The organism is Streptomyces sp. NPDC019224, from assembly GCF_040632605.1.
In the GTDB taxonomy this organism is placed as follows: Bacteria; Actinomycetota; Actinomycetes; order Streptomycetales; family Streptomycetaceae; genus Streptomyces.
In genome coordinates this window covers 1-19,176 of record NZ_JBEYCF010000082.1, presented here as the reverse complement: position 1 = coordinate 19,176, position 19,176 = coordinate 1, and the positions used below count along the sequence as shown (strand labels likewise).

Here is a 19,176-nt window from a genome sequence, read left to right as displayed (position 1 = left end):
GGTGCCGACCATGAGGGCGGTGGGTGTGGCCAGGCCCAGGGCGCAGGGGCAGGCGATGATCAGGACGGCCACCGCCGCCGTGAACGCCGCCGTCACGTCGTCCGTGGCCAGCAGCCAGCCGATGAGTGTGGAGAGGGCGATCAGCAGGACGGCCGGGACGAACACCGCCGAGACGCGGTCGGCCAGCCGCTGCACCTCGGCCTTGCCGTTCTGCGCGTCCTCGACGAGCTTCGCCATCCGGGCCAGCTGGGTGTCCGCGCCGACGCGGGTCGCCTCGACGACGAGCCGGCCGCCGGCGTTGAGGGTGGCCCCGGCGACCTGGTCCCCGGCGCCCACGTCCACGGGGACGGATTCTCCGGTGAGCATGGAGGCGTCCACGGCGGACGAGCCCTCGACGACCACGCCGTCCGTGGCGATCTTCTCGCCGGGGCGGACGGCGAAGCGGTCGCCCACGACGAGCCGGCCGACGGGGACGCGCACCTCGGCGCCGCCGCGCAGCAGGGCCACGTCCTTGGCGCCCAGGTGCATCAGCGCCCGCAGCGCGGCCCCGGCCCTCCGCTTGGACTTCGCTTCCAGGTAGCGGCCCAGCAGGATGAAGGTGACGACGCCCGCCGCGACCTCCAGATAGATGGTCGTCGTGCCGTCGGTCCTGGAGACCGTCGGATCGAAGCCGTGCCGCATCCCGGGCATCCCGGCGTCACCGAGGAACAGCGCCCAGAGCGACCAGCCGAAGGCGGCGAGGGTGCCGACGGAGACGAGCGTGTCCATGGTCGCCGCGCCGTGCCGCAGATTGGTCCAGGCGGCCCGGTGGAAGGGCAGGCCGCCCCAGACGACGACGGGCGCGGCGAGGGTGAGCGAGAGCCACTGCCAGTTGTCGAACTGGAGCGCCGGGATCATCGCCAGGGCGACCACGGGCGCGGCGAGCACGGCGGAGACGGTGAGCCGCTGCCGTAGGGAGGTGAGGGCGGGGTCAGGTGTGTCGTCGGGGGCGGGGTCGGGCCGCGGCGGCCGCTCCGGTTCCTGTTCCGGTTGTCGCGGCGGGCCGGGTTCCGGTTCCGGTGTCCGCTCCGGGCCCGGACGGGCGGCCGCGGGCGTGGTGGGGGCCGAAGGGGCCGGTGGTGCGGGCCGGGGGACCGGCTTCGCCGTGTAGCCGGTCCTCTCCACCGTGGCGATGAGGTCCGGTACGGAGACGCCGGCGCCGTCGTAGCGGACGCGGGCCTTCTCGGTGGCGTAGTTGACGGTGGCGGTGACGCCGTCCATCCGGTTGAGCTTCTTCTCGACGCGGGCCGCGCAGGAGGCACAGGTCATGCCGCCGATCACGAACTCGGCCTGTGAAGGCTCCGCCGCCGGGGTGTCGGCCTCCGTCGCGCTGTGCGTATCCGATGCGCTGTGCATGTCCGAACTCCTGGAACGCCGACCGGGCCGTACCCCACCAGTATCTGCTGGTCGGTCCGGCCCGGCGGCGAAGTGGTGATGCGAGTGGTGCGTGGGATGCGGGGGCGCGGTGGCTTCCGGGACGGTCAGGCGCGGCCGACGAGCTCGTAACCCGCCTCGTCCACGGCGGCGCGTACGGCCTCGTCGGTCAGGGGGCCCTGCGAGACCACCGTCACCTGCCCGGTGGACGCCACGGCCTTCACCGAGGTGACACCCTCGAGGGCGGAGATCTCCTCGGAGACGGCGCCCTCGCAGTGGCCGCAGGTCATGCCGGTCACCTGGTAGACGGTGGTCACGCCGGTCCGCCCGGCGTCCGTGCCCGCGCTGTCGTGGCAGGAACCGCTGGGCGAGCAGCAGGAGCCGGTCGCCTGGGGGAGCTGGGTCTCTGCGGTCATCGTGTTCTCCTCTTCGACGGGCACACAGGGGCGAGGGGCGCACACCGGTACGCCTCCATGATTCTCATTTTATACCCCTAGGGGGTATGACGCGAGTCTGCCGGGGTGTGTCGCGCCGTGGGATCGGCCGGCACGTCGCCGCGCCAGAGCGCGGCCCAGGTGGCCGCGTCGACCACGCCGGTGGTGAGCAGGGGCGGGTGCTCGGCCTGGAAACGCCGGACGGCGTCCAGGGTCCGCAGGCCGAACGTCCCGTCGACCGCGTCCCACGGCAGGTAGCGCCGGTTGGCCAGCATGCACTGCACCTGGAAGGCCCGGTCGCCCCGGTCGCCGAAGACGGTCAGCCCGTCCCCGTCGTAGAAGGCGCACACGGGGCTGGAGCCGGCCGGCGGCGCGTTCCCGGCGTCCGCGGCGGCCCCCGGGGCCCCGGCCGCGGCGGCAGCCAGGGCGGCGGCGGACAGGAGCACGGCGGCAAGGGCCGATGCTCCGGCGGGCCGGCGCGGGGGGAGGGGGATTCGGGACATGTGAGTCGCTCCTCGCGGTGAGTGGGGGCGGGCCCGGGGGCCCGGTCTCACCGGGGACAACAGCACGGACCGGCCCCACGTCACTGCCGGGGCCGGCCGGTCCGCGCGGGGCGCCCGGAAGCGTCAGGCGGTCCGGGGCGGCGCCCCGCAGGAGCGGAGGTAGTCGCGGGTGCGGCGGGCGATGGGGAAGGGGCGGTCGGGCGGACAGGGGTACATGTCCTGCTCGACGATGGCGAACAGGTCGACGTCCAGCCGGCGGGCGGCGGCGAGGACGGGCTCCAGGGCCGGCACCCCGCCCGGCGGTTCGCACATGACGCCGCGCGCCACGGCGGGCCCGAACGGCACCTCGTCCGCCACCACGCCGGCGAGGATCTCCGGGTCCACCTGCTTGAGGTGGAGATAGCCGATCCGCTCGCCGTAGGTCTCGATCAGCTCGACGCTGTCGCCGCCGCAGTACGCGTAATGACCGGTGTCGAGGCAGAGCGAGACCAGGTCCGGGTCGGTGGCGTCGAGGAAGCGGCTGACGTTCTCCTCGGTGTCGATGTGGGTATCGGCGTGGGGGTGGACGACGACGCGCAGCCCGTAGCGGTCCCGGACCTCGCGCGCCAGCCGCTCGGTCTGCGAGGCGAGGTGGCGCCACTGACCGGCGGTGAGGGTGCGGTCCTCCAGCACCTCGCCCGTCCTGTCGTCGCGCCAGAAGGAGGGGATGACGACGAGGTGGCCGGCGCCCATCGCCCGGGTGAGGGCCGCGATGCCGGCGACATGCGCCCAGGTCCGGTCCCAGACCGCCGGGCCGTGGTGCAATCCGGTGAAAACGGTGCCCGCCGAGACGGAGAGCCCACGGCTGCCGGTCTCGTCCGCGAGGCGGGCCGGATCGGTCGGGAGGTAGCCGTACGGGCCCAGCTCGATCCACTCGTACCCCGCGGCGGAGACCTCGTCGAGGAAGCGCCGCCAGGGCACCTGCCGCGGATCGTCGGGGAACCACACCCCCCACGAGTCGGGCGCTGAGCCGACGCGGATGCGGGCCGGGGCGGAGGGGGAGGAGGAGGTCATGCGCAAGCCTCACCACGCGGGAAGACGGGTGTCAAGGACAGGTCCTTATGTCCGAACAAATGATTGACCGGGGGCGCAGGGGAGAGTCAGACGGGGAAGAGACGGCGGCGGAGGCGGCCGCCTCCGCCGGTAGCCCGAACGGTGCCCAGCAGAAGGGACGCTGAATGCCCGAGCAGCCGTACGACGTGATCACCATGGGGCGGATCGGGGTGGACCTCTACCCCTTGCGGACGGGTGTGCCGCTGGCCCGGGTCGATACTTTCGGGAAGTTCCTCGGCGGCTCCCCGTCCAACGTCGCCGTCGCCGCGGCCCGCCTCGGCCGGCGCACCGCCGTGGTGACCCGCACCGGCCAGGACCCCTTCGGCGCTTACCTGCGCGAACAGCTGCGGGAGTTCGGGGTGGACGACCGGTGGGTGACGCCCGTCGCCGCCTATCCGACCCCGGTCACCTTCTGCGAGGTCTTCCCGCCCGACGACTTCCCCCTCTACTTCTACCGGCAGCCCAAGGCCCCGGACCTGGAGATCCACACCTCCGAGCTGGACCTGGAAGCGGTCCGGGCCACCCGGGTGTTCTGGATGACCGGTACCGGCCTGTGCGCCGAGCCGAGCCGTACCGCGACGCTCGCCGCACTGCGCGCCCGCGACCGCTCCGGGATCACCGTCTTCGACCTCGACTGGCGCCCGGTGTTCTGGCCGTCCGGCGAGGGGAACGGCGCCGGGGCGCCGAGCCCGGCCGCCCGCTACCGCGAGGCCCTGGCGTACGCGACCGTCGCCGTCGGCAACCTCGACGAGTGCGAGGTGGCGACCGGCGAGCGCGAACCGTACGCCGCGGCCCGGGCCCTCATCGAGGCCGGCGTCGAGCTGGCCGTCGTCAAACAGGGCCCGGCGGGCGTCCTGGCCGTCCACCGGGACGGGACCGTCGCCGATGTGCCGCCGCTCCCCGTGGACGTGGTCAACGGCCTCGGCGCGGGCGACGCGTTCGGCGGGGCGCTCTGCCACGGGCTGCTGAGCGGCTGGGACACCGCCCGCACCATGCGCTACGCCAACGCCGCCGGGGCCATCGTCGCCGCCCGGCTCGCCTGCTCCTCCGCCATGCCGTTCCCGCACGAGGTCGAGGCCGCCCTCGCCGAGGGCGCGGTCACCGCCCACGGGGAGGGGGAATGACCATGGGAGAGGAACCGATGCACCCCACGTACCACCTGCCCGCCGGCCGTACCGCGCACGGCCCCTACGCCCTGGACGTCGGGCCGGAACAGGCCGGCTGGGAGCGGGCCGGCCTACGAGTGCTGGAGCTGGAGCCGGGAGGAGTTCACACACTTGTCACCGGGGAGAGCGAGTGGATCGTACTGCCGTTGACCGGCAGCTGTACGGTGCACATCTCAGATGAGATCTTTGAACTGCTGGGCCGTAGCAGTGTGTTCAGTGGCGTTTCCGACTTCGCCTATGTACCGCGCGACGCCCGCGCACAGATCGCCTCCGGCGCCGGAGGCCGCTTCGCCCTGGCAGGAGCGAAGTGCGAGCGACGACTCCCCGCTCGCTACGGTCCCGCGCCGGAGGTACGCGTGGAACTGCGCGGCTCCGGCGCCTGCTCCCGCCAGGTCAACGACTTCGCCGCCGCCGACGCCTTCGACTGCGACCGGCTGATCGCCGTCGAGGTCCTCACCCCCGGCGGCAACTGGTCCTCCTACCCGCCGCACAAACACGACGAGCACCACCCCGGCGAGGAATCCGTCCTGGAGGAGATCTACTACTTCGAGGTCGAGGACGGCGGCCTCGGCTACCACCGCGTCTCCCCGTCCCGCCCCGGCGGTGCGGACGTGCTGGCCGAAGTCCGCACCGGCGACACGGTCCTCGTCCCGGACGGCTGGCACGGCCCGTCCATCGCCCCGCCCGGCCGCACCCTGTACTACCTCAACGTCATGGCGGGCCCCGGCGAGAAGCGGGAGTGGCTGATCCGCGACCACCCCGACCACACCTGGATCCGGGACACCTGGCCGTCCCAGCCGATCGACCCCCGCCTGCCGTTCCCCGGACCGGAGGACCACGCATGACCACGACGACCGGGACAGCCGGGACGACCGGGACGGCCACCACCCGCCGCCTCACCACCGCCCAGGCGCTCGTCGCCTTCCTCGCCCGCCAGTACACCGAACGCGACGGCGGGCGACACCGCCTGATCGCCGCCACCTGGGGCGTCTTCGGCCACGGCAACGTCGCGGGCATCGGCCAGGCGCTCCTGGAGACCGGCCCCGCCATGCCCTACCTCCAGGGCCGCAACGAACAGGCCATGGTGCACGCGGCCGTCGGCCACGCCCGCCAGTCGGGAAGGCTGTCCGCCCACGCCGTCACCACCTCCATCGGCCCCGGCGCCACCAACCTCGTCACCGGCGCCGCCCTCGCCACCGTCAACCACCTCCCCGTCCTGCTGCTGCCCGGCGACACCTTCGCGACCCGCCCCGCCGACCCCGTCCTCCAGCAGCTGGAGGTGCCGTACGCGGGCGACGTCTCCGTCAATGACTGCCTGCGCCCCGTCTCCCGCTACTTCGACCGGATCACCCGCCCCGAGGCCCTGATCCCGGCCGCGCTGCACGCCATGCGGGTCCTCGCCGACCCGGCGGAGACCGGCGCGGTCACCCTCGCTCTGCCGCAGGACGTGCAGGCCGAGGCGTACGACTGGCCGGCGGAGTTCTTCGCCGAGCGCGTCTGGCACGTACGCCGCCCCGCCCCCGACCCGTACGAACTCGACCGGGCGGTACGGGCGGTGCGCGCCGCCCGCCGCCCGCTGGTCGTCGCGGGCGGCGGGGTCCACCACAGCGCCGCCGAGGACGCCCTCGCCGCGTTCGCCGCCGCCACCCGCGTCCCCGTCGCCTCCACCCAGGCCGGCAAGGGCTCGCTGCGCCACGACCACCCCGCCGACGTCGGCGGCATCGGCCACACCGGCACCGCCACCGCCGACGACCTCGCCCGCACCGCCGACCTCGTGATCGGCGTCGGCACCCGCTACACCGACTTCACCACCGCCTCCGCGACCCTCTTCGCCCACCCGGACGTCCGCTTCCTCAACGTCAACCTCACCGGCTTCGACGCCCACAAGCTCGCCGCCCTCCCGCTCGTCGCCGACGCCCGCACCGCCCTCGAAGCCCTCACCGAGGCCCTGGCCGCTTACCGCACGGACCCGGCGTACGAGGCCGGGTACACCGAGGCCAAGGCCCGCTGGGAGCGGCGCGTCGACGCCGCGTACGCCACCCCCGACCCGGACGCCCGCCCCACCCAGACCCAGGTCCTGGGTCTCCTGGACGAGCTGGTCACCGACGAGGACATCCTCATCAACGCGGCCGGCTCCCTCCCCGGCGACCTGCACAGACTCTGGCGGACCCGCTCCCCGCGCCAGTACCACGTGGAGTACGGGTACTCCTGCATGGGCTACGAGATCCCGGCCGCGATCGGCGTGCGCATGGCGGCCCCGGACCGTCCTGTCTGGGCGCTCGTCGGCGACGGCACCTACCTCATGAACCCCACCGAGATCGTCACCGCCGTCCAGGAGAACGTCCCGGTCAAGCTCGTCGTCCTGCAGAACCACGGCTACGCCTCCATCGGCGGGCTCTCCGAGGCCACCGGCGGCGAACGCTTCGGAACGGACTACCGCCACCGCGCCGCCGACACCCGCTTCACCGGCCCCCCGCTCCCCGTGGACCTCGCCGCCAACGCCGCCTCGCTCGGCATGCGGGTCCTGCGCGCCGGGACGGTGGCCGAGCTGCGCGCGGCCCTCGCCGAGGCCCGCGCGGCAAACCGGCCCGTCTGCGTGCACGTCGAGACCGAAACACCCGCCGCCGGACAGGGCCCCCCGGAGGCACAGGCGTGGTGGGATGTTCCCGTGGCCGAGACGGCCACCCGCCCCGCGGCGGTCGAAGCACGGAAAGAGTACGAACGACACAGCGCCGGCCGACGACGTCACCTCTGAAGGAGTCGCAGCATGAAGACCGTGAACCACTGGATCGGTGGCAAGGCCGTCGAGGGCACCTCGGGCAACTACGGCCAGGTCACCGACCCCGCCACCGGTGCCGTCACCACCCGGGTCGCGTTCGCCTCGACGGAGGAGGCCGACACCGCGGTGGCCGCCGCGAAGGACGCGTACCGGGCGTGGCGCGACTCGTCGCTGTCCGCCCGTACGGCGGTCCTGTTCCGCTACCACGCGCTGCTGGACGCCCACCGGGACGAGATCGCCGCGCTGATCACCGCCGAGCACGGCAAGGTGCACTCCGACGCGCTCGGCGAGGTGGCGCGCGGCCTGGAGATCGTCGAGCTGGCGTGCGGGATCACGACGCAGCTCAAGGGCGAGCTGTCCACCCAGGTCTCGCACCGGGTCGACGTCTCCTCGATCCGTCAGCCGCTCGGTGTCGTCGCGGGGATCACCCCGTTCAACTTCCCGGCCATGGTGCCGATGTGGATGTTCCCGCTCGCCGTCGCCTGCGGCAACACCTTCGTGCTCAAGCCCAGTGAGAAGGACCCGTCCGCCGCCAACCTGCTCGCCGAGCTGGCCGCCGAGGCCGGGCTGCCGGACGGCGTCCTCAACGTGCTGCACGGGGACCGGGTCGCCGTCGACGCCCTCCTGAACCACCCGGACGTCGCCGCCGTCTCCTTCGTCGGCTCGACGCCCGTCGCCCGCCACATCCACGCCACCGCGTCGGCCAACGGCAAGCGCGTGCAGGCGCTCGGCGGCGCGAAGAACCACATGCTGGTCCTGCCCGACGCGGACCTGGACGCCGCCGCCGACGCCGCCGTCTCGGCCGCGTACGGCTCGGCGGGGGAGCGCTGCATGGCGATCTCCGCCGTCGTCGCCGTGGGCGCGACCGGCGACGAGCTGGTCGCCCGGATCAAGGAGCGGGCCGGGAGGATCAGGATCGGCCCCGGCACCGACCCGGCCTCCGAGATGGGCCCGCTGATCACCGCCGCCCACCGCGACAAGGTCGCCTCCTACGTCACCGGCGCGGCCGCCCAGGGCGCCGAAGTGGTCCTGGACGGCACCGGATTCACCGTCGAGGGCTTCGAGGACGGCCACTGGATCGGCCTCTCGCTCCTCGACCACGTCTCCACCGACTCCGACGCGTACCGGGACGAGATCTTCGGCCCGGTCCTGTGCGTGCTGCGCGTGGACACGTACGAGGAGGGCGTCGCCCTCATGAACGCCTCGCCGTACGGCAACGGCACCGCGATCTTCACCCGCGACGGCGGCGCGGCCCGCCGCTTCCAGCTGGAGATCGAGGCCGGCATGGTCGGCGTCAACGTGCCGATCCCGGTGCCGGTCGGCTACCACTCCTTCGGCGGCTGGAAGGACTCCCTCTTCGGCGACCACCACATCTACGGCACCGACGGCGTCCGCTTCTACACCCGCGGCAAGGTCACCACGACCCGCTGGCCCGACCCGGCCGACGCCCCGGCGGGCGTGGACCTGGGCTTCCCCAGGAACCACTGACCCGGCACGGGACGGCACAGAACCGCAGGGCCGCTCCCCCCGGAAGCGGCCCTGCGGTTCTGTCGGACGGTCAGCGCTCCGAGGCACCGGCCTCGGCCGCGATCATCCGCTCCATCGGGACGACCCCGAACCGCCCCGAGACGAGGAACGCCAGCACCATCGTGACGATCATGAGCACCGTCCCGGCCCACACCATCGTCTCGACCGGCACGGTGTACGCGCCCACGGCCCGCACCGCGCACTCCGCGAGCAGGGCCCCGCCCCACACCGCGGAGAACCGCGTCTCGGCCCGCCGGAACGCCGGCGAACCGGCGGACAGCCGCTCCCAGGCAGCCGTCCTGGCGGCCTCGCCCCGGGTCAGCCACGGCCGCAGGCACGCCGACAGCATCGGCCGTCCCCGCAGCCCCGTCACCAGGAACGCCAGCCCGACGACGCTGCTCACCCCGCTGTCCTTGAGGAGCATCAGCCGCGGGTCACCGGCCACCAGCCCCAGCAGCAGCGAGACCGCGTTGACCGACACCATCAGCGCGGCGAGGCCGTTGAGCCGGCGCTCCCGCACCGCGCCCCACACGGTGCGGACCGCCGGGACCACGCTGCTCCAGGCCAGCGCGCCGAACGTGCCGAGCCCCGCCGCCTTCAGCGCGTAGTACGTGGCGAGCGGCAGCGCGACGTCCAGCAGCAGCGGCGTCAGGCTGTCCAGGAGGGCCTTGCGGGGCCCGATCGGGGCGGCGCCGGCCGGGGCGTCGACGACGGGAGCGGTGAGTGTGGCGGCCGGGCTGCTCATGTCGGTTCCTCCCGTTCCGGCGGCGCCCTCGCGGCTCCCGCTCTCGACACGTACAGACTGCCGCGCCGGTCCCCCTCCCCGGCAGAGCCGCGTGTACCGGCCTCCGCATGACGAATGTCATTGCTTTCAGGTGCAGTTGCCGGGCTCCGGGCTCCGGGCGCGTGACCGGATCGTTGCCGTGCGGCGTACAACCGTGAACTGCCCTGCGTGGTCCCACGGACGGTCAAGGTCTCAAGGGAAGAGCGAGCGCACACATATGGCGAAGAAAATCTGGAACGCGGTGGTGGCGGGGGGAGCGGTGGCCGTGTTCACCGCGATGGCGGCAGCACCGGCGGGGGCGGCGGAGGGCGGCGCCTCCTTCTCCCGGGTATCGCTCAACGGCGGTAAGCCGATCGTGATCGGAGTCCAGGAGGAGGTCGAGGTGTACGGAACCTTCCGGATGACGACCACGCGCACCTTCGACTTCGGGCCGACGGTGTACCCCTACCGGGGAAAAATCGACGGCGGGGACTCCCTGTGGAACAGCATCACCACCAGTGACTGCCGCCCCGTGGCGAAGGGGGTCTGCGACTTCGAGGAATGGCTCACCATCGACCCGCGCCACTTCGAGTTCGGGAACGAGGACGCCGGTGCCTGGCGCACCGCGGCGGAGATCTCCTACGTGGGTGACGACTACGACAAGGACGACGTGAACATCCCCATCCAGGTCCAGCGCGCCACCCGCGTCACCGTCAACGCCGCGCCCGAGCCCGTCATCACGGGCAAGACCATCACCGTGACCGGCAAGGTCACCCGGGCCAACTGGGACACCCACACCTACCAGGGCTACGCGGGCCGCACGGTCAGCCTGCAGTTCAAGGCGGACGGCGCGTCCTCGTACACCACGGTCAAGAAGGTGACGTCCAGCTCGACGGGGGCGCTCAAGACCACCGTCAAGGCCGCCAAGTCGGGCACCTGGCGGTGGAACTACTACGGGAACGACACCTCCGGAGCGAAGGCGTCGACCGGGGACCACGTCATCGTGTGGTCCGGCGTCCGCGTGATGCACGCCGCGCGGTAGCGCTCGGGCAGAAACTCGTTCGCCGTCCCCCGCAGCCGGTGCTGGGATGGCTGCATGACCGCATCCGCAGCCATCCCGCCCCAGCACGAGATCCGCGCGCTCCACACCGCCGGGACCGTGACCGTCTACCAGGCGTACACCCCGTCGCTCGGGCTGCCCGCCGCCCGCGACGGGCGTTTCCCGGCCGCCTGGAAACGCGACCGCATGACGTGGATCAAGCCGAGCTTCCTGTGGATGATGTACCGCTGCGGCTGGGGGACGAAGGAGGGTCAGGAGACCGTCCTCGCCGTCGAGATCACCCGCGAGGGCTTCGACTGGGCCCTCGGCCACGCCGAACTCTCCCACTACGAACGGGACGTGCACCCGGACCATGCCACCTGGCAGCGCGACCTGCGCCGGGCCCCCGCCCGCGTCCAGTGGGACCCCGAGCGCGACCTCCACCTCAACCGGCTCCCGTACCGCTCGCTCCAGCTCGGCCTGGCCGGGGAGGCGTCACGGCGTTACGCGGACGAGTGGACGGTCTCGATCCGCGATGTCACCCCGCTCGCCCGGGAGATCCACGCGCTCGCCGGGGCGGGCGAGACGGAGGCCGCGGCCGCGCTGCTGCCCGCCGAGACGCCGTACCCGCTGCCGCCGGGCACCCCGCTGCCCACGCTGTGAATCACCGCCCGCCGGGGCGCGGGCCGTCCGGCGCGTACCGCGTACGCAGTACGGGGACCGGTCCCGTACGCCTCGAGGATGCCCGGGAGTTCCGCCCGGAGGCAGGCGGGACGGGGCGGTGGGCCGCATAGGGTCGACGCATGGAGACCCCTGTTGCGCGTACGTCCCGGTGGCGGCGCCTGCTGCCCCGCACCCGAGGCCGGTGGGCGGCGGCCGGTGCCGCGCTCCTCGTACTCGCCGGCGCGGGCACCTGGACGGCGGTGGCCGACGACAGCGGTCCTGCCGTGCACCGCCAGGACCGGATGATGCGCGTCGACGGGGTGTCCCTGGACACCTCCTACTTCACGGCCGGCGGCGGCGGGCGCCGGCCCGCCGTGCTCATCGGCCACGGATTCGGCGGCAGCAAGGACGAGACCCGGGCGGAGGCCGAACAGCTCGCCCGCGACGGGTACGCCGTCCTCACCTGGTCCGCGCGCGGCTTCGGCGAGTCGGGCGGCGAGATCGGGCTCAACGCGCCCGACCGCGAGGTCGCGGACGTCTCCCGGCTGATCGACTGGCTCGCCGCCCGCCCCGAGGTACGGCTCGACGCCGAGGGCGACCCCCGCGTCGGCGTCACGGGGGCGTCCTACGGCGGTGCCGTCTCGCTCCTCGCCGCCGGCCACGACCGGCGCGTCGACGCGATCGCCCCGCAGATCACCTACTGGAACCTCGCCGACGCGCTCTTCCCGGACGGGGTGTTCAAGAAACTCTGGGCCGGGATCTTCGTCAACTCCGGCGGCGGCTGCGGCAACTTCGAGAAGGAGCTGTGCGACCTGTACGAACGGGTCGCCGTCAGCGGCAAGCCGGACGCCGCCGCGCGCGCCCTGCTCACCGAGCGCTCCCCGAGCGCCGTCGCCGACCGCATCAAGGCCCCCGCGCTGATCGTGCAGGGCCAGACCGACTCCCTCTTCCCGCTCGGCCAGGCCGACGCCATGGCGAAGGCCATCGCCGCCAACGGCGCCCCGGTATCAGTCGACTGGGCGGCCGGCGGGCACGACGGGGGCGACATGGAGACCGGCCGGGTCCAGAAGAGGATCAGCACCTGGTTCGACCGCTACCTGAAGGGGGAAGGGGGCGCCGACACCGGCCCCGCCTTCCGTGTCACCCGGACCGGCGGCATCGACTCCACGGACGGCGCCGCCCTCACCCGGGGCGCGAGCAGCGACACCTACCCGGGCCTGCACAGCGGCGGCAAGGCCGTCGAGCTGCGCGGCCGCACCCAGAAGGTCACCAACCCGGCAGGCGCCAACCCCCCGTCGATCTCCGCCGTACCCGGCGTCGGCGGCTCGCTCGCCCAGCTCTCCACCCTCGGCGTGGGCCTCTCCCTCGACTTCCCCGGCCAGTACGCCCGCTTCGACTCCGCCCCGCTGCCCACCGCCCGCCGCATCACCGGCGCCCCCACGGTCCGGGTGACCGTCGAGGCCGACCACGGCGACGCGGTGCTGTTCGGGAAGGTGTACGACGTCTCCCCGGACGGCAAGCGGCAGGTGCTGCCCGCCCAGCTCGTCGCGCCCTACCGGATCACGCCCGCCCAGCAGGGCAGGCCCATCGAGCTGACGCTGCCCGCCGTCGACCACGAACTCGACGCGGGCCACCGCCTCCGCCTCGTCCTCGCCGCGACCGACCTCGGCTACGCGTCCCCGGCCGAGCCGGCCACGTACACCGTCTCCCTCGACGGGCCCCTCGCCCTTCCCACCGCGCCCGGCCTGAAAACCGCCTCGGCCGCGCTGCCCTGGTGGACCTGGGGGCTGCCGGCCCTCGCCCTGGTGATCGCGGCCGTCCTGCTGCTCACCGCCCGCCGCCGTACCGCGACACCCGCACCCGACCCCGCACTCGCCGACGTACCGCTCCAGATCACCGGCCTGTCGAAGAAGTACGCCAAGTCGGCGGACCGGTACGCCGTCCGCGACCTCTCCTTCCGCGTCGAGAAGGGCCAGGTGCTCGGTCTGCTGGGCCCCAACGGCGCCGGCAAGACCACCACCCTGCGCATGCTCATGGGGCTGATCACCCCCGACGCCGGCGAGATCCGCGTCTTCGGGCGGGCCATCCGGCCCGGCGCACCCGTGCTCTCCCGGGTCGGCTGCTTCGTGGAGGGCGCGGGCTTCCTCCCGCACCTGTCCGGCCGCGCCAACCTGGAGCTGTACTGGAAGGCCACCGGACGCCCGGACGAGGACGCGCGCATCGACGAGGCCCTGGAGATCGCCGGCCTCGGCGACGCCCTGGCCCGCGCCGTGCGCACGTACTCCCAGGGCATGCGCCAGCGGCTCGCCATCGCCCAGGCCATGCTCGGCATGCCGGACCTCCTCATCCTCGACGAGCCGACCAACGGACTGGACCCGCCCCAGATCCGCGAGATGCGGGACGTGATGATCCGGTACGCGGCCGGCGGCCGCACCGTGATCGTCTCCAGTCACCTCCTGTCCGAGGTCGAGCAGTCCTGCACGCACCTGGTCGTCATGGACCGGGGCAGGCTCGTCCAGGCGGGCCCGGTCGCCGAGATCACCGGCGCCGGCGACATGCTCCTGGTCACCGCCGCCGACCCGCTCACCGAACCCCTCGTGGAGAAGATCGCCGCCCTGCCGGGCATCGGATCCGCCGTCCGCACCGACGACGGTCACGGGCTGCTGGTCCGGCTCGACGGGGCGACCTCGCCGCAGCTGATCGCCGAGCTGGTCCGCCTCGACGTGCCGCTGACGGGCGTCGGACCGCACCGCCGCCTGGAGGACGCCTTCCTCACCCTGATCTCCGGAGGCCCCGCATGAGTACCGCAGCCGACCTCGCCACGGCCCCCGAGGCGCCCGGCTACCGCGCCCGCCACACGCTGCCGCTGCGCGTCGAGGCGGTACGGCAGCTGCGCCGGCGCCGCACCCTGCTCATGGGCGGGGTGCTGGCCGCGCTGCCGTTCATCCTGATCATCGCGTTCGCGATCGGCGGCACCCCGGACGGCGGACCCGACGGCGGCGACCGCATCACGCTCATGGACACCGCGACCGCGTCCGCCGCGAACTTCGCCGCGACCTGTCTGTTCGTCTCGGCGGGCTTCCTGCTCGTCGTCCCGGTCGCGCTGTTCTGCGGCGACACCGTGGCCTCCGAGGCGAGCTGGTCCTCACTGCGCTACCTGCTGGCCGCGCCCGTGCCCCGGGCCAGGCTGCTGTGGAGCAAGCTCGTCGTCGCGCTGGGCTTCAGCCTCGCCGCGATGGTGCTGCTGCCGCTCGTCGCGCTCGCGGCGGGCGCGGCGGCGTACGGGTGGGGGCCGCTGGAGCTGCCGACCGGGGGAGCGCTGGCGGCCGGGGACGCGGTGCCGCGTCTCGCGCTCGTCGTGGCGTTCGTCTTCGTGTCCCAGCTGGTGACCGCCGGGCTGGCGTTCTGGCTGTCGACGAAGACCGACGCCCCGCTCGGCGCGGTCGGCGGCGCGGTGGGGCTGACCATCGTCGGCAACGTGCTCGACGCCGTGACCGCGCTCGGCTCCTGGCGCGACTTCCTGCCCGCCCACTGGCAGTTCGCCTGGGCCGACGCGCTCCAGCCCGCCATCGAGTGGGGCGGCATGGCGAAGGGCGCGGCCGTATCGGTGACCTATGCCCTGCTCCTGTTCGCTTTCGCCTTCCGGGGGTTCAGCCGTAAGGACATCGTGTCCTGACCTTGACATTCCGCCGGTCTTCCGTCCGTCGTTGCCGCATCGAGATCGTTCCGCAATGTTCTCGTCCGGTCCGGACAGCCCCCTCGCGCGTCACATTCACACGTGCTGACGTGACGACACAGGGGGTACGGCATGAAACACCGCACACGGAAGTACCGGGGGACGCTGGGGCTGTTGCTCGCGTCCGGCGTGCTGCTCACCGGCTGCTCGGGCGAGAACGACGGCGGGAGCAAGGCCTCGTCCGACCAGCGGGGCGCGGGAGCGGCCGCGCCCGACCACACCCGGGGGACGACGGACGACGCGAAGGACGGAGCCAGGAGCGGGGACAAGGCGGACCGGCTGAAGGAGTCCGCCCGGCCCGACTACCTCTCCACCTTCGCGCTGGACGTGGACACCGCCTCGTACGGCTACGCCCGCCGCACCCTCGCCGACGGCCGGCTGCCCGGCCCGGAGACCGTACGGCCCGAGGAGTTCGTCAACAGCTTCCGCCAGGGCTACCACCGCCCCACGGGCAACGGTTTCTCGGTCTCCGTCGACGGGGCCGGGGCCGACGCCGCGGACAGCGACTGGTCGCTGGTGCGGGTCGGCCTGGCCACCAAGGCCGCCCCCACCGCCGCCGGACGGCCCCCGGCCGCCCTCACCTTCGTGGTCGACGTCTCCGGCTCGATGAACTCGCCCGACCGCCTCGGCCTGGTGAAGACCTCGCTCGGCATCCTCACCGACGAACTGCGCGACGACGACTCGATCAGCCTGGTCACCTTCAGCGACGAGGCGAAGACCGTCCTGCCCATGACCCGGCTGAGCGGCCACCGGGGCGAGATCCGCGACGCGGTCGACTCCATGGAACCCGCCGAGTCCACCAACGTGGGGGCGGGCGTGGAGCGCGGCTACGAGGAGGCGGTGGAGGGGCGCCGCGAGGGCGCCAACAACCGCGTCGTCCTGCTCTCCGACGCCCTGGCCAACACCGGTGACACCGAGGCCGGCGACGTCCTCGAACGGATCGACTCGGCCCGCCGCGAGTACGGCATCACCCTGTTCGGGGTGGGCGTCGGCAGCGACTACGGCGACGCCTTCATGGAGGAGCTGACCAACAAGGGCGACGGCCACACCACGTACATCGCCGACGAGGAACAGGCCCGCAAGGTCTTCGTCGACCAGCTTCCCGCCCACCTCGAACTGACCGCCCGGGACGCCAAGGCGCAGGTCGCCTTCGACCCGGAGACCGTCGAGAAGTTCAGGCTGATCGGCTACGAGGACCGCAAGGTCGCCGACGACGACTTCCGCGACGACACCGTGGACGGCGGCGAGGTGGGCCCCGGCCACACCGTCACCGCCCTGTACGCGGTGCGCCTGCGCGACGGTGCCTCCGGCCATGTCGCCACCGCGACCGTGCGCTGGCTCGACCCGAAGACCCGCACCCCGCACGAGAGGACCGGCTCGGTGGACACCGGCGCGATCACCGGCGAGCTGTGGGGCGGCCGGAGCACCCGCCTCCAGGTGACGGCGGTGGCCGCCTACTTCGCGGAGAACCTGCGCGGCACCGGCCTGCCCGGCGCGCCGGGCCTCGGTGAACTCGCCGACCGGGCCGAGGAGCTGGCCGCGAGCACCGAGGACGCCTCGGTGACGAAGCTGGCCGAAGCGATCGGCCGCGCGGACCGGCTGAAGGGCGGCGGCCGGGACACCGGAGCGGGTGCGGAAGAGGGCGAGATGGACTGACCGGGACCGGGCGGCCGGGCGGTACGCCCGCGCCGGCCGCCCCGCTTCCGGCGAACTGGCCGCACATGTCTGCGAATTGCGGCGGTGCGGGCGCTCGTCCCAGGCCATGATGACCCCATGGCCTCCCTGTTCCTGACTCTCGCTGTGATCACGACCGGTCTCTACGCCGGTTTCCTGCTGACCTTCCTCATCGCGGTGATGCCCGGTCTGGCCGTCCTGCCCGACAGCGGCTTCACCGCGGCGATGCGCCGCTTCAACGAGAAGGTCCCCGGCCCGGTCTTCCTGGTGCTCTTCCTCGGCGTCATCGCGTTCCCGGCCGTCCCGGTGTTCACGGAGACGGGGGAGGAGACCTGGCCCCTGCTGATCGCGGCACTGGCCTGCGCCGTCCTCTCGCACCTGATCACGATCGCGGGCAACATCCCGCTGAACACCGCGCTCGCCCAGTCCGAGGGCGGTGACGACACGGCGGCCCGCGCCGCGTTCGAGGCCCGCTGGAACGCCTTCCACCGCATCCGCACGGTCCTGTCCCTGGCGGCGTTCGTCCTGCTGGCGGTGGCCGCGTAAAAGCATGACGCCGGCCGCGTTGTGCGTACGCTTGAATTCCGGATACCGCGGTGGCGCACGAAGCTCCCGAAAGAAATGCGCGAGGGCTGCGTCCATAAGAATGGGCAGGGATATCGGAGAAGGCGCGGTGCATGGATTTCCGGTGTGCTCCAAGGGATCGAGGGCCCGGTAATTCATCCGTCTCCCATGCCCGTTCGGGTATACTCCGCTCGTCTCTTCAGCGGAACTTCGATCCAAAATAGGAATCCCATGACTCGCCTTGGTAAATCCGAAGCTCGAACCCTCGAGCTGCTCGCGCAGGACCTGTCCTCCGACGCGACCGTGGAGGAGCTCCTGGTCGAGACCGGCGCCAGGCGTCAGCTGGACCTCTCCGACCTCAGCCCCGAGGAGCAGGCGGCTCTGATCGCCGGCCGGACCGTGGGCGTGCTGCCCTCGGAGGCCTCGCTGGCCTCGGCCATCGAGGCCGCCAAGGCGGAGGGAAGGCCGCTGAGGGTCAAGCTCGGCATCGACCCCACCTCGTCCGACGTGCACCTGGGGCACACCGTCCCCATGATCATCCTGAGTCGGTTCCAGCGGATGGGACACGACATCGTTCTGATCATCGGTGACATCACGGCGAAGATCGGCGACCCCTCCGGGCGCTCCGACGAGCGCCCGCCGCTGACGGACGAGGACATCGCGAACAATCTCGCGACGTACCGGGACCAGGTCTCCCCGTTCTTCGACTTCGAGCGGGCGGACTTCCGCCGCAACAGCGAATGGCTCGCGGACATCCGGCTGCCGGAACTGATCGGCGTCCTTTCGCAGATTCCGGTGTCCATGTCCCTGCAGCGCGAGGACTTCCGGACCCGGCTCGCCCAGGGGCACGGCCTGGCGATGTCCGAGTTCATCTACGCCGTCGTCATGGCGATCGATTCGGAGAAGATCCACGCCGACATCGAACTCGGCGGGGTGGACCAGCTGCTGAACATGCAGATGGGCCGCAAGGTCATGGAGATCGCGGGCCAGAAGCCGCAGCTGGTCATCACCATGCCCCTGATCGAGGGCACGGACGGCAGCGGCGCCAAGATGAGCAAGAGCAAGGGCAACTACATCGCCCTGACCGCGACGGCGGACGACATCTTCGGCAAGATCATGTCCATCCCGGACCGGCTGATGGTGCCCTACCTCAAGGCGTGGACCGAGTGGACCGACGCCGAGGTGGACGCGGTCGTCGCCCGTGTCGAGAACAGGAGCCTGCACCCGATGGACCTCAAGAAGGTCCTCGCCGGTGAGGCCGTCTCCGCGGTCCACGGCCTCGACGCGGCGATGGCCGCCCGCCGTCACTTCACCGCGCAGTTCTCCCAGCGCAGCTTCGGGGACGTCGAGTCGCTGCCCGTCGTCCCGGCCGCCCACGGGAACGAGGCGGTGGCCGCCGTGCTGACGCAGGTCCTGGAGTTCGCCGCCAGTTCCTCCGCGGTGCGCCGGCTCGCCAAGCAGAACGCCCTCCGGATCGTCGTCGAGACCGCGGAGGGCCAGAAGGCGGTGACCCTCTCGGAGGACGACGTCACGCGTCCCCTCCACGAGGCCGTCAAGACCGCCCTGGCCGCGGCCGGCGACACGAGCGGCGCCGACACGGTCTACCTCAAGGCCGGCCGCAAGCTGGCGAGGATCGAAGGCGTGTAACCACCCGGCCCTGCCGCACCCGGCTGCCCGCGGCGGGCCGGAGTGCGGCGCGAGGGCGCCGGTGAGCGGAACGGGCGGGGGGGGGGCGCGGCCCCCCCCCCCCCCCCCCCCCGGGCCTGGGATGGCCCCGCCCAAGAGGCCCCCCCCCCCCCCCCACCAGAACGCCCCGACCGGCG

Annotated in this window: 16 protein-coding genes; 11 read left to right on the top strand and 5 right to left on the bottom strand. The window is 72.9% G+C overall.

What is annotated here, in order from left to right; translation table 11 throughout:
- The 4 genes from ABZ564_RS31625 to ABZ564_RS31610 all read right to left on the bottom strand — a co-directional run.
- A partial coding sequence (locus ABZ564_RS31625) for a heavy metal translocating P-type ATPase (RefSeq protein WP_360862789.1) occupies positions 1-1,395 on the bottom strand: 1,395 nt, incomplete at its 3' end.
- Between the two features lie 125 nt (positions 1,396-1,520).
- A complete protein-coding gene (locus ABZ564_RS31620; RefSeq protein ID WP_360862787.1) occupies positions 1,521-1,829 on the bottom strand; it encodes a heavy-metal-associated domain-containing protein in 309 nt (102 codons plus the stop codon).
- Between the two features lie 77 nt (positions 1,830-1,906).
- The gene (locus tag ABZ564_RS31615; RefSeq protein ID WP_360862785.1) at positions 1,907-2,350 is read right to left on the bottom strand and encodes a peptidoglycan-binding domain-containing protein; all 444 of its coding nucleotides are present in this window, start codon (positions 2,348-2,350) and stop codon (positions 1,907-1,909) included.
- Between the two features lie 123 nt (positions 2,351-2,473).
- Entirely contained in the window at positions 2,474-3,403 is a 930-nt protein-coding gene (locus tag ABZ564_RS31610) for a sugar phosphate isomerase/epimerase (protein WP_360862783.1), read from the bottom strand.
- Positions 3,404-3,567: 164 nt separating this feature from the next.
- Between ABZ564_RS31610 and iolC the strand changes: the two genes are divergently transcribed.
- From iolC to ABZ564_RS31590, 4 genes are read left to right on the top strand one after another with little or no spacing between them, the layout of a single operon-like run.
- Entirely contained in the window at positions 3,568-4,566 is a 999-nt protein-coding gene (gene iolC / locus ABZ564_RS31605) for a 5-dehydro-2-deoxygluconokinase (RefSeq protein WP_360862781.1), read from the top strand.
- Positions 4,563-5,453: a 5-deoxy-glucuronate isomerase gene (gene iolB / locus ABZ564_RS31600; protein ID WP_360862779.1), complete on the top strand. Its 891-nt coding sequence runs from the start codon at positions 4,563-4,565 to the stop codon at positions 5,451-5,453. The genes iolC and iolB overlap by 4 nt, the downstream gene beginning before the upstream one ends.
- Positions 5,450-7,363, top strand: a complete 1,914-nt coding sequence (gene iolD, locus ABZ564_RS31595; RefSeq protein ID WP_360862777.1) for a 3D-(3,5/4)-trihydroxycyclohexane-1,2-dione acylhydrolase (decyclizing) — start codon at positions 5,450-5,452, stop codon at positions 7,361-7,363. The genes iolB and iolD overlap by 4 nt, the downstream gene beginning before the upstream one ends.
- 12 nt (positions 7,364-7,375) lie before the next feature.
- Positions 7,376-8,875, top strand: coding sequence for a CoA-acylating methylmalonate-semialdehyde dehydrogenase (locus ABZ564_RS31590; RefSeq protein ID WP_360862775.1), 1,500 nt, complete (start codon positions 7,376-7,378; stop codon positions 8,873-8,875).
- A 70-nt stretch (positions 8,876-8,945) separates the two neighbouring features.
- Here the strand turns inward: ABZ564_RS31590 and ABZ564_RS31585 are convergent, their stop codons facing one another.
- On the bottom strand, positions 8,946-9,659 hold the full coding sequence (locus ABZ564_RS31585) for a VC0807 family protein (RefSeq protein WP_360862773.1): 714 nt from the start codon (positions 9,657-9,659) through the stop codon (positions 8,946-8,948).
- Between the two features lie 256 nt (positions 9,660-9,915).
- Here ABZ564_RS31585 and ABZ564_RS31580 point away from each other — a divergent pair, with 256 nt between their 5' ends.
- The 7 genes from ABZ564_RS31580 (at position 9,916) to tyrS (ending at position 19,000) form a co-directional block, all read left to right on the top strand.
- Entirely contained in the window at positions 9,916-10,719 is an 804-nt protein-coding gene (locus ABZ564_RS31580) for a hypothetical protein (protein WP_360862771.1), read from the top strand.
- A 54-nt stretch (positions 10,720-10,773) separates the two neighbouring features.
- Positions 10,774-11,379, top strand: coding sequence for a DUF4291 domain-containing protein (locus ABZ564_RS31575; RefSeq protein WP_360862770.1), 606 nt, complete (start codon positions 10,774-10,776; stop codon positions 11,377-11,379).
- Between the two features lie 140 nt (positions 11,380-11,519).
- A complete protein-coding gene (locus ABZ564_RS31570; RefSeq protein ID WP_360862768.1) occupies positions 11,520-14,180 on the top strand; it encodes an alpha/beta fold hydrolase in 2,661 nt (886 codons plus the stop codon).
- Entirely contained in the window at positions 14,177-15,055 is an 879-nt protein-coding gene (locus ABZ564_RS31565; RefSeq protein WP_360862766.1) for an ABC transporter permease, read from the top strand. Before ABZ564_RS31570 ends, ABZ564_RS31565 begins: the two co-directional genes overlap by 4 nt.
- A gap of 132 nt (positions 15,056-15,187) precedes the next feature.
- Entirely contained in the window at positions 15,188-16,771 is a 1,584-nt protein-coding gene (locus ABZ564_RS31560; RefSeq protein ID WP_360862764.1) for a von Willebrand factor type A domain-containing protein, read from the top strand.
- Between the two features lie 117 nt (positions 16,772-16,888).
- Complete coding sequence (locus ABZ564_RS31555) at positions 16,889-17,335, top strand: DUF1772 domain-containing protein (RefSeq protein WP_360862763.1); 447 nt, start codon at positions 16,889-16,891, stop codon at positions 17,333-17,335.
- A 249-nt stretch (positions 17,336-17,584) separates the two neighbouring features.
- Positions 17,585-19,000: a tyrosine--tRNA ligase gene (tyrS, locus tag ABZ564_RS31550; RefSeq protein WP_360862761.1), complete on the top strand. Its 1,416-nt coding sequence runs from the start codon at positions 17,585-17,587 to the stop codon at positions 18,998-19,000.
- Positions 19,001-19,176: the final 176 nt, after the last annotated feature.

What these genes read in the sequence shown, in the direction of transcription:
- ABZ564_RS31620 (WP_360862787.1), bottom strand. Translation starts at nt 1,829, where the DNA reads ATGACCGCAGAGACCCAGCTCCCCCAGGCGACCGGCTCCTGCTGCTCG.
- ABZ564_RS31615 (WP_360862785.1), bottom strand. Translation starts at nt 2,350, where the DNA reads ATGTCCCGAATCCCCCTCCCCCCGCGCCGGCCCGCCGGAGCATCGGCC.
- ABZ564_RS31610 (WP_360862783.1), bottom strand. Translation starts at nt 3,403, where the DNA reads ATGACCTCCTCCTCCCCCTCCGCCCCGGCCCGCATCCGCGTCGGCTCA.
- iolC (WP_360862781.1), top strand. Translation starts at nt 3,568, where the DNA reads ATGCCCGAGCAGCCGTACGACGTGATCACCATGGGGCGGATCGGGGTG.
- iolB (WP_360862779.1), top strand. Translation starts at nt 4,563, where the DNA reads ATGACCATGGGAGAGGAACCGATGCACCCCACGTACCACCTGCCCGCC.
- iolD (WP_360862777.1), top strand. Translation starts at nt 5,450, where the DNA reads ATGACCACGACGACCGGGACAGCCGGGACGACCGGGACGGCCACCACC.
- ABZ564_RS31590 (WP_360862775.1), top strand. Translation starts at nt 7,376, where the DNA reads ATGAAGACCGTGAACCACTGGATCGGTGGCAAGGCCGTCGAGGGCACC.
- ABZ564_RS31585 (WP_360862773.1), bottom strand. Translation starts at nt 9,659, where the DNA reads ATGAGCAGCCCGGCCGCCACACTCACCGCTCCCGTCGTCGACGCCCCG.
- ABZ564_RS31580 (WP_360862771.1), top strand. Translation starts at nt 9,916, where the DNA reads ATGGCGAAGAAAATCTGGAACGCGGTGGTGGCGGGGGGAGCGGTGGCC.
- ABZ564_RS31575 (WP_360862770.1), top strand. Translation starts at nt 10,774, where the DNA reads ATGACCGCATCCGCAGCCATCCCGCCCCAGCACGAGATCCGCGCGCTC.
- ABZ564_RS31570 (WP_360862768.1), top strand. Translation starts at nt 11,520, where the DNA reads ATGGAGACCCCTGTTGCGCGTACGTCCCGGTGGCGGCGCCTGCTGCCC.
- ABZ564_RS31565 (WP_360862766.1), top strand. Translation starts at nt 14,177, where the DNA reads ATGAGTACCGCAGCCGACCTCGCCACGGCCCCCGAGGCGCCCGGCTAC.
- ABZ564_RS31560 (WP_360862764.1), top strand. Translation starts at nt 15,188, where the DNA reads ATGAAACACCGCACACGGAAGTACCGGGGGACGCTGGGGCTGTTGCTC.
- ABZ564_RS31555 (WP_360862763.1), top strand. Translation starts at nt 16,889, where the DNA reads ATGGCCTCCCTGTTCCTGACTCTCGCTGTGATCACGACCGGTCTCTAC.
- tyrS (WP_360862761.1), top strand. Translation starts at nt 17,585, where the DNA reads ATGACTCGCCTTGGTAAATCCGAAGCTCGAACCCTCGAGCTGCTCGCG.